This window comes from Paenibacillus thalictri, assembly GCF_004307995.1.
GTDB lineage: Bacteria > Bacillota > Bacilli > Paenibacillales > NBRC-103111 > Paenibacillus_AF > Paenibacillus_AF thalictri.
Map to the genome: position 1 here is coordinate 285,286 of NZ_SIRE01000011.1, position 9,698 is coordinate 294,983.

10 protein-coding genes are annotated in these 9,698 nt (G+C 46.7%); 8 read left to right on the forward strand and 2 right to left on the reverse strand.

The window, feature by feature from the left end; all coding sequences use genetic code 11:
• Nucleotides 1-72 precede the first annotated feature (72 nt).
• Entirely contained in the window at nt 73-1,749 is a 1,677-nt protein-coding gene (locus EYB31_RS17285) for an MFS transporter (RefSeq protein ID WP_131014611.1), read from the reverse strand.
• 138 nt (nt 1,750-1,887) lie between these two features.
• Between EYB31_RS17285 and EYB31_RS17290 the strand changes: the two genes are divergently transcribed.
• Nucleotides 1,888-2,481 (forward strand): TetR/AcrR family transcriptional regulator, encoded by a 594-nt coding sequence (locus EYB31_RS17290; RefSeq protein WP_131014612.1) that lies wholly within the window; start codon nt 1,888-1,890, stop codon nt 2,479-2,481.
• Nucleotides 2,482-2,502: 21 nt separating this feature from the next.
• On the forward strand, nt 2,503-3,381 hold the full coding sequence (locus EYB31_RS17295; protein WP_131014613.1) for a radical SAM/SPASM domain-containing protein: 879 nt from the start codon (nt 2,503-2,505) through the stop codon (nt 3,379-3,381).
• A gap of 361 nt (nt 3,382-3,742) precedes the next feature.
• On the opposite strand, the gene EYB31_RS17300 is transcribed toward EYB31_RS17295, so the two are convergent.
• On the reverse strand, nt 3,743-4,963 hold the full coding sequence (locus EYB31_RS17300; RefSeq protein WP_131014614.1) for an MFS transporter: 1,221 nt from the start codon (nt 4,961-4,963) through the stop codon (nt 3,743-3,745).
• 147 nt (nt 4,964-5,110) lie between these two features.
• Here EYB31_RS17300 and EYB31_RS17305 point away from each other — a divergent pair, with 147 nt between their 5' ends.
• The 6 genes from EYB31_RS17305 (at nt 5,111) to EYB31_RS17325 (ending at nt 9,495) form a co-directional block, all read left to right on the forward strand.
• Nucleotides 5,111-6,058, forward strand: a complete 948-nt coding sequence (locus EYB31_RS17305) for a helix-turn-helix transcriptional regulator (protein ID WP_131014615.1) — start codon at nt 5,111-5,113, stop codon at nt 6,056-6,058.
• Between the two features lie 112 nt (nt 6,059-6,170).
• A complete protein-coding gene (locus EYB31_RS17310) occupies nt 6,171-6,401 on the forward strand; it encodes a hypothetical protein (protein ID WP_131014616.1) in 231 nt (76 codons plus the stop codon).
• 209 nt (nt 6,402-6,610) lie between these two features.
• Entirely contained in the window at nt 6,611-7,165 is a 555-nt protein-coding gene (locus tag EYB31_RS40655; protein WP_206105462.1) for a phage integrase N-terminal SAM-like domain-containing protein, read from the forward strand.
• 45 nt (nt 7,166-7,210) lie between these two features.
• Nucleotides 7,211-7,723, forward strand: a complete 513-nt coding sequence (locus tag EYB31_RS40660) for a tyrosine-type recombinase/integrase (protein WP_206105463.1) — start codon at nt 7,211-7,213, stop codon at nt 7,721-7,723.
• Nucleotides 7,724-7,953: 230 nt separating this feature from the next.
• Nucleotides 7,954-8,718, forward strand: a complete 765-nt coding sequence (locus EYB31_RS17320) for a hypothetical protein (RefSeq protein WP_131014617.1) — start codon at nt 7,954-7,956, stop codon at nt 8,716-8,718.
• A 303-nt stretch (nt 8,719-9,021) separates the two neighbouring features.
• A complete protein-coding gene (locus EYB31_RS17325; protein ID WP_131014618.1) occupies nt 9,022-9,495 on the forward strand; it encodes a hypothetical protein in 474 nt (157 codons plus the stop codon).
• The last annotated feature ends 203 nt before the right edge of the window (nt 9,496-9,698 follow it).

Here is a 9,698-nt window from a genome sequence, read left to right on the forward strand (position 1 = left end):
GTGCCCTGCGAATTCAGGCTTTTTACTATTTGGGAAATTAGGCAACCTGCAGATTGCCGGATTTTATCGTGGTTACGCGGTTTTTCGGTTGTTTTTTCTGACCAATTCGTAAACAAGCGGCAGCAGAGCCGCGGTACATATCGCGAGCACATATAGGCATAATTCATAGCTAAATGCGTAATTGTACGCATTGGCTTGTTTAAGGCCGGAGAACATTACATTGTTGATTTCGGGGCTGCCTGCCGGTAAGCCGCAGCCGGACGGAACCGCCGTTGGGTCGGCCGAATGCGCATATTGGTCGTAGCAGCTTTGAAAGCTCGCGACCACTGCGGCGTTTTGCTCTGCAGGCAGCTTCAGCCCTGACAATTGCATTTGCAGCTGCGGCGCGAGCTGAACGCTAACCGTATTCGCATGCTGCCCCAGCGTGTTCAGGAACAAGATGCCGATCAACGCAATGCCGATGGCGAAGGCAACTTGTATGCCGGTCGTGACGAGCCCCGATGCCGAGCCGATATCGCTGCTGCGGACTTTGGACAAGATGGCGTTTGTTAACGGCGCGGCAATCGCTCCTTGGGCGAGACCCAATAAAGCTAATGCGGGAATCCATTCGTACCCTTGAACGGTAATTCCGGTCCAGTGTACCGACAACGCGAGCAGCAGATATCCTGCGCAAGTCATCGCTGCGGCCCATGTCATGACATGCGGCCCGAATCTGGCGATTAGTTTGGCCGAATACAGCGATGCAAGGAAATACCCGATACCCATAGGCAAGATGAACAGCCCCGCCTTCAGCGCCGTAAACCCTAACCCGATTTGCAGAAAATAGGCCGATACGAGAAAATAAGCCGATTGCGAGCAAAGCAGCAGCAGTATGACCAGCATGCCAAACGTAAAGCTTTTTTGTTTGAACAACTCCACGTTGATAAAAGGCGAACCGCCTGCACGTGCAACGCGGCGCTCATGCCAGACGAAAGCCGCCAATACCGGCACGGAGAGAATAAGGCAAAAAACGATGCTGAGCGGCCAGCCTTCCTTTGGGCCTTGCACAAGCGGATAAATCAGCATCAGCAGTCCCGCGGCCGCACCTGCGGCGCCGATCCAATCGAGCTTGGCGTGCGATTCGTTTTTGGATTCGTTAATAGATGGAAGCATGCAGAGGATCAGCAAACCGACCGGCACGCTGAAAAAAAACACCGTTCTCCAATCAAGCTCAAAAGGGTTCCAGCGCAGCAGCAGACCGCCGATAAGCTGGCCGCTGGAAGCGGCGATTCCTTGCGCAGCGCCGTATAGGCCAAATATGGCTGCGCGCTGCTCGGGGGCGTAATTCGCTTGGATCAGCGAAAGAATTTGCGGTGCCATCAGCGCGGCGGATAAACCTTGAGCGATGCGAAAGACGATCAGCCACGAAACTCCCGGGGCAATGGCGCACAGGAACGAAGAGACTGTAAACCCGGCGACTCCGATCAGCAGCATCCGCTTGCGGCCAAACCGGTCTCCGAACCTTCCGCCGATAATGAGGGCGATCGCGTATGCAAGCGTATAACTGGCAATAACGAACTGCACTTCCGAGAAACCGGCGTGAAGACCGCGTTGGATGGAAGGCGTGGCGACGTTGACAATAAAAATGTTGGCGACCGACAGAAACACGGTGAGCAGCATCACAACAAGCAGCAGCTTCGGTTTGGACCGTGTCTGAGCTTCGGTAACTGAATGTGCTGAGGGTGCCGAGGAATTTGTTACGGACATCATGCATTCTCCTTTGAAATGTGATAGAATGTGAATGAGCCAGAAAAGAGACAGTTCTGTCTCATCTGTTATTTACGAATGATACAGACAGATCTGTCTCGTGTCAACCATCATTTTCTTTTTTCACAGGAGTGATCCGTCTTGGATAAAAAAGAATCGGCAAAAGAACGGATTTTGCATATCGCTTCGGACCTGTTTTACCGGGAAGGCATCCGTGCTGTCGGTATCGACCGGATCATCGCCGAATCGGGGGTGGCCAAAGCGAGCTTTTACCGTAATTTTGCGACTAAGGACGATTTGGTCGTCGCGTTCCTGGAACAGCGGCACCAGCGTACCCTGGGCAGGATTGCCGAAGCGCGCAGCAAGTTTCCGGACGACCCCGCTGCCCAACTCTATGAACTGTTCCGGATGTTTGAGGTAAGAATGACGGAGCCGAATTTTCGCGGCTGTCCTTTTATGAATACGACGGTTGAATTTCCAGATAAGGACCACCCCGGACATCATAAATCAAGGGAATGCCGACTGGAGACATGGCGTCAGGTGGAGCAAATCGCCCGCGAGGCCGGAGCTACGGAGCCGGCGGAACTGGCGACGCAGCTGGAAATCCTGTACAGCGGCGCGGTTATGACGGTTTGCTTGTATGGGCCGGAGCATAGCGGCGATTTTCTGAAGACTGTAAAGCTGCTGATGAAGCAATATATTCCCGCTTGTTCGCTGCAAGAAGAAACGGTGTGAGCCGCGATTGGAGTTATTACGATGAAAAAATTCAAAAAATTTTATATTGAAATTACGAGCGTCTGCAATCTTGCCTGCTCCTTTTGTCCGCAGACGAAACGGCAGGCCAATTTTATCAAAATCGATGATTTTAAGAAAACGTTGGACCAGATCAAACCTCATGCCGAATATATTTATTTTCATGTCAAAGGCGAACCGATGATGCATCCAAAAATCGACGAGCTGCTTGACATCAGCCATGAGAAAGGTTTCAAAGTGACTCTGACGTCCAACGGTACGTTAGTCAATAAAGTCAGGGATAAAATCTTGATGAAGCCGGCGCTGCGGCAAATTAATTTTTCGCTGCACAGCTTTGACGGCCACGAAGGTTCGACCGATAAGGAAGGGTATTTGGAAAGCATTCTCTCTTTTGTACGCGAAGCGCTTGCCAAAACGGACATGCTGATCTCCCTCAGGTTGTGGAATTTGACTCAGGACAACACGGTGAATGTGCAAAGAAACCGCAACAGCGAAATATTGCAAACTCTCGAAAAGGAGTTTCAGCTGGACTACAACATTGAGGATAAATTCGAGCGCGGCACAGGATTGAAACTCGCTGATCGTGTATATTTGAACCAGGATCACGAATTCGAATGGCCGGATTTGAAGGCCGAAGAAGACGATGGCAAAGGTTTCTGCCACGCGCTGCGAAATCAGGCCGGCGTGCTGGTAGACGGCACCGTCATCCCTTGCTGTCTGGACGGCGAAGGCGTCATTAATCTGGGAAATATTCACCGCACGCATTTTTCCGAGATTATCGAAGGGGAGAGAGCGACTAACTTATACGACGGTTTCTCGCGAAGGGAAGCGGTTGAGGAATTGTGCCGCAAGTGCGGGTACCGTAAACGGTTTGGCACTTGATGGGCTGCGGCTTCTTCCGCCAAGTGTAAATTCGGCCCCAAAGCAGGACCTTCTTTGTTCCCCGATACGGTGATCTTAGAAGGTCTTTGCTTTTGCTTCAGATGCCTGTTTCCGTGTAAGTTCAGTTAAAGTTGCGCTAGCCCGTTCCGTTTTGAAATGATTTGTTTTGCCGCTTAGCGGCTTTTTTGAGTTCTCAGCGATTGCGAATTAACACTTGCGAATCAACGTGTGCACATCAACACGTGCAAATTCCGAATGCGCACTTTGGTGTCGATAGCGGTGGTTTCAACCTTTCGCTGCTCTTTTGAACTTCGGGTAGTCTGGTCGATCGCAGTGAAACAAGCCTTCGGCCGTGCGGTTTTTAGCCCGCGGGTTCGGTCTTGGGTTTCCTAGTGTTCGCATGTGACGTCAGCACCCCGCTGCTGAGGAAAACAAGCAGCGATCCGGCGAGGCAGATCCCCGTAAACATACACACGGCAGCATAACTGCTGAACGCGGCATAAAGCATGCCGGACACCCAAGCTCCAATCGTAGTTGCCGTATTCATTGTGGAGGTAGCCAGACTGGAAATGGTGCCGCGGATCGTCGGATTGAGATTGTTGAGCAGTCCCACCATCAGCGGGAATAAAATACCCATGATCGCAAAAATAAAAAAGTAAGCTCCTTTAACGACGATCACCGACGATACGTAAGGCAAGGCGATATAAGCCGCGATGACGACCAGCATGCCCGCTGCCATTGTTTTAAACTGACTGAGCGCTTTGATCACGTAAGAGCTGCACAAGCTGCCGAGCAGATTGCCCCTCCCTAGAAAAATGATCACATACCCCGTTTCATCAACCGATAGCTGAAAGCGGTCTGCCATCCATTTGCCGAGAAATGCAAAAGCTGCGCTGCTGCCCAGATGAACAAAAAAGTAAGCGAGAAATGTGCCTCTCGCTTGACCGCTTGTCAGCAGAGGAACGTATCTGCCAAGGATCGATGGTTTTGCGTTTTGGTGATGTTGCGGTTTTATGACAGGCAGATTGAAAAAAGCAATCACAGCCAGCAGCAGCGAAAAGCCGCCGATGGTCCAGAATGGCAGAGACCAATTGCCCGCTGCCAGAAAGCTGCCGATCGGCACCCCGAGCGCTTGGGAGACGGCAAGTCCCGCGTAAGCGACGCCAAGCGCTTTGCCGATTTTGGCAGGAGGGAAAAGCGCCGGGATGGACGCCCAGACTTGCGGCGCGGTAAAAGCCGCGCTCACTCCCGCGAGCAAGCGGAACAAGCACATCGTCCAAAAATCGACAGCGAAGCCGCATAAATACGTCGAGACGGCAAAACAAACAAGGCCGGACAGCAGCACTTTTCTGCGGTCCCATCCGTCGGACAACGGCCCGGCAATCAACGCAAACACCGCCGAACCCAAGGTGTACGCTCCCATCATCCATCCCGCCATCTCTGTAGGCACTCCGAACTCGCTTTGCAGCGTCGGAATCAGCGGAGAGATCAGAAACGTATCCGTTCCAATAACAAACATGATGAGAAAAAACAACACGATCCATTTACCCACTTGTTTCACCTTTTCTTTTTTTAGTGTCATGAAAAACTTGGAAATCTTCGCTAATCGGCGTTGGCCGATCTGAGAGGAGCTTCGATCAGAATTTTTTCTATTGATCTTGAGGTTCATTGTAGAGCATAATAGTGACAAGAGTTGTCGTAAATTAAAAAATAATTGGAGTTCAACAAGATGTCTAAATCGAAGCGTTTGCTGGAACTGATGATGACGGTGAATCGAAAGCGGAAATTTACCGTCAAGGAGCTGGCCCAGGAGTTTGGCGTATCTAGTAGAACGATGCTGAGGGATCTGCAGGAATTAAGCGGCATGGGCGTGCCGCTGTATTCGGAGGTGGGGCCACACGGCGGATATCAGGTGCTGAATGAACGCATTTTGCCGCCTATCGCTTTTTCGGAAGTAGAGGCTTCGGCTATGTTTTTTGCGGTTTATGCGCTGCGCCATTATTCTTCGTTGCCCTTTGAAGCGGAATCCGCTTCCGCCTTGGACAAATTTTATTTGCACATGTCCGGCGACGTGCGCGATCGGATCGATCAGATGAAAAACCGGGTCGATTTTGTCACGCCGACCCGCCAACAGGCGTCTCCTCATCTATCCGTGTTGCTGGAAGCGGCTGTGAATCAAAAGGTACTGCTCATCGAATATGGACAGCAGGCGGGTGAAACCTGCCGCAGCATTCAGCCGATCGGCATTTATGCCCATAACGGCTTATGGTTCTGTCCGGCGTACTGCTTTTTGCGCCAAGATTTCCGCGTATTCCGCTGCGATCGGATTCGCTCGGCGGTATACGACGACAGCGGGACGGAGCCGCTGGATTTGCGGCATGTGCATCTTGGCAATAAAGAAGCGTTTTTCCATACAGTGAAGGAATCTGTCAGTTTATATGCGAAGCTCAGCAAACAAGGCGTGCACATGTGCGAGGCGGTATTATGGCTTAAGGCTTATCTACATACGCGGGAAGATGGCACCGGATGGCTGGAAGGACCGATCCCGAAGGCGGATATCGCTTTTTACGGACGGTTTTTTATCGGGCTTGGCCATGAAGCGACAGTTAGGCAGCCTCCGGAGTTGATCGGCGATATTAAGCGTCTGCTTGCGGACATGATGTCCAAATACGATTAGCCGCGGCGCAAGATCAAGGGTACTAGATGAATATAGTACTGTTCAACCGGGCGAAATCATCTACAATGATTTATAAAAGGATGATTTTTCTAAAAGAGTTGGTGATTGTAACGTGGATTGGAATCAGCGTCTGTCCATCTTGAGGGATTACGAATCAGCTTGCTACAGCGTCTGCTTCTTTCTGCTGCAATGCGAAACGATGGCCAGTGAAGCGGCCCAAAACGCTTTGATCCGGCTGGCGCAAAACGATGCGTTTTTCCAGGCGGATTCGCTGTCCAGACAGCAAGTGCTCCGCTCGGAATCGATGAAATGTTCCATTTATACGAAGCGGCAGCGCTGCTAGGCTCGGCGTTATTATAAGAGGTTGTTTATATGAAGAAACATAACGATGCTATCCGTTTTTTGGAGACAGATGCATGTTTGGCATGTTAAAAGACTTGCAATATGGGATGGGCCGAAAGCATTGGGAGACTGCGAGGTTTGTAAAACCTCAACGTCTCCTTTTTTGTTTACCAGTATTTTCTATTCCTGTTATAATGAAAGGGTGATGTTATGGAAGTATTCATCCGTAAATCGGATGAGGCTACACTTGCCGTTAAGCTGAAATATTTTATAAAAGCTGATCTTGAACGAATTCGATCCATAACGGGTAGTAAATGGAACCCGGAGCAGGCTTTTTGGACAGTTCCGTACACATTGAAGCATATGGAGAAATTATTGAGTCAATTTAACGATCGCGTTATTCATATTGACGGGCATCTGCAAGAGGCGTGTTATCTCTTAAATAGACAGGTTGCGGATGAGTCTCAAGCGGTTGCAGCAGTTTGGCCCGAATGGGATGCCGTTCAAAAGCAAGAGCTGAAGAATCAATTAATGCTCCGGGGTTACAGTTCGAAGACAATTAAAGCTTACTGTAGCCAGGTAGAACGTTTTTTTAGCTACTGCAAAGATAACCATGAGGATGGAAGCGCTCCGTCGATTCAGAGCTATTCCCTTTCATTATTGAACCGAAATTGCTCTCATGATTATACCAATCAAGCTATCAGTGCAATTCGGTTTTATTGCAGCAAGATCCTTCGCCAAGAGGAACAGTCTATGTTAGGCTGAAGAAAGAAATCAACCTGCCGCATGTGTTATCTCCAAAATGAAGTCATGTGTATTTTAAAAGCCGTTCAAAATCTGAAACATCGCGCCATTCTATATCTAGTCTATTCTTCCGGGTTACGTGTAGGAGAAGTGGTTCGATTGCACTTGCAGGATCTGGACCCTGAGCGGAAAACACTACTCATTCGTCAAGGAAAAGGCAGGAAGGATCGTCTGACATTTTTATCCGAAGCCGCTTTTCGGATTGTCAAAGCCTATTGTCGGCATGAAAAGCCGGAGATTTGGCTTTTTTTCGGACAAACGAAGGGACGTCATTTATCTGAGCGGTCCGTTCAAAAAATATTTGAGCATGCCTTGAAGTTATCGGGAGTAGCGAAGAAAGTTAGCGTGTATGCGCTGCGGCATTCTTTTGCAACTCATTTATTGGAACAAGGCTATATACAGGAACTGCTAGGCTATCAGAGCAGTCGTACGACTGAACGATACACTCATGTGAGCGTAAAGGATGTGCGCCGCATTCAGAGTCCGCTTGGTCGGATGAAAGAGAGATCGGGTGAGTAGGAGATTCGGGGGTACTTTGAAAAAAAGTACAGCAATTCGTTAAAATGCGGGATATTTGCGAAGTGCGTAAATCCCCATGTACGGCAACGAATTTGCGAAGTGCGTAAATAAGACGTTAGCTGAAATCAACTAAACCATTAAATAAAAAAAATGATGAAAGCCCATTCGTTCATTGGTATAATATGTTAAGGGAAATGCAAACCTAGTGAACAAGAAACGGGGTTTAACCTTTGGGTGAATATAAAGAGAGAGTAAAAAAATTATGGTTAGACAAAGATAATACATATTTTATTCACTACTCGTGTCAAAACTTAAGTGATGATAATGAAGGTTACTCTCCACGTATTACTTCCATCGCTGTCTTGCATTTACAAAGTAAGCAAATGTATAGTTTTTCTATGCATTTGGTTGCCGAAGAACTCAACATAGATAGAGAAAGCATATTTGAACATTACGATATAATAGAAGAAAAGATGCTTGAGAATTTTTTCGCATTTGCAGCTGAACGAGGAAATGCTGCAAACTGGATACATTGGAATATGACGAATATAAATTTTGGTTTTGAAACATTAGAACACCGTTACAAAGTTCTATCCCAAAAGACAGCTTATCATATTAACGAAAACAATCGTCATAATATATCAAAAATTATAAGAAAAATCTATGGGGACAATTACGCAAAAGATCCTAAAATGTTAAACCTAATGGAATTAAACGGGGGTAGAGATAGGAACTTTCTGACAGGTGAAGAAGAAGTTCGAGCATATAAAGCAAAGGAATTTGTTAAACTACATAATTCAACAATGTGCAAAGTATACTTTTTTAGTAATGTGTTTGGTAAGATGTACAATAATAAACTGCGAACTGAGAATAACCAACTAAAATATAAAATAAATGAATTGTATCAATCTCCGGTAATTCAAATATTGGGTGTAATAGGTATTATTGGTACGCTTGTTTCGTTGATACCATTCTTACTGACTTTACTTAAATAAATAAATTCTAATTTAGTTTAGACTTCCTTAATTGTAGACATAACTTAAGGAAGTTTTTTATTTGGGTTGATTCGAAGAAGTCGTTGACATCAGCTAACACCGTATTCACGCGGCGGGCCTAGCGGCCCTTGGTCTGCAGAGGCATTTCGAAGAAGTGGTTTCTGCAGACAACCCTGCACTGGCTAAGTCCGTCGGACCCGGGGCTAACGCCCTTAAGCCAGTGAGGGTTCGTGAATACAAGAACGTTAGATGAAAGCCCCAAAACTAAAACTTTAAAAACATTTCTTAGTTAGGAGCAGAGCAGTGGATAATAGTCGTTTCTATGAAGCTATTAAGAAAATTACGATAGAATATAAGCATGAAACTATTTCAAACAAGACCAATGAATTTTTTATAAGGCATGAATTACCTAAAGAATTAGTGCAATTTTTTGAAACACATTCATATGATCGTACAATAAAATTTAGACATAACAGTTTTTATCGAATTAATGACATACCCGAAGAAAATAGTGATTTTCCAAATGAAAAGTGCATTCAAAATAACTTGCTTATTATCGGATATGGACTTAACGGGGATTATATTGTATTAAACCTAAACACACAAACTATAGGATATATATTTCATGACGATTTATATGAGAACGAAGAAATAGACATTAAAGATATATACATAAATATGGATTGTAGTCTAGGAGATTTTTTTTATAATTCCATAAATACTGAAGATTTTCCCGTTGATGGATTTCAAGCAGAAAAATATATTAATAAGGACTAATTTTGAGAGCAATTTCAATGAAGTCGGGGCCATCATCTAACATCGTATTCACGCTGCAGCTCCTGACGGAGCTTTGGAGACTGTCGATTAATCTTGCCTGTTAGGGCATCCTTTCTCTATTCTGGGCTCTATTGAGTATGGTTTACAGGTTTTCAAGGTAGGGAGGTAGAAATATTTCACCCTTTTTGGCCTTATGCTTGCTG

Coding starts and splice junctions, on each gene's coding strand:
- EYB31_RS40655 (WP_206105462.1), top strand. CDS start 6,611: ATGGAAGTATTCATCCGTAAATCGGATGAGGCTACACTTGCCGTTAAG.
- EYB31_RS17300 (WP_131014614.1), bottom strand. CDS start 4,963: ATGACACTAAAAAAAGAAAAGGTGAAACAAGTGGGTAAATGGATCGTG.
- EYB31_RS17285 (WP_131014611.1), bottom strand. CDS start 1,749: ATGATGTCCGTAACAAATTCCTCGGCACCCTCAGCACATTCAGTTACC.
- EYB31_RS40660 (WP_206105463.1), top strand. CDS start 7,211: ATGTGTATTTTAAAAGCCGTTCAAAATCTGAAACATCGCGCCATTCTA.
- EYB31_RS17305 (WP_131014615.1), top strand. CDS start 5,111: ATGTCTAAATCGAAGCGTTTGCTGGAACTGATGATGACGGTGAATCGA.
- EYB31_RS17295 (WP_131014613.1), top strand. CDS start 2,503: ATGAAAAAATTCAAAAAATTTTATATTGAAATTACGAGCGTCTGCAAT.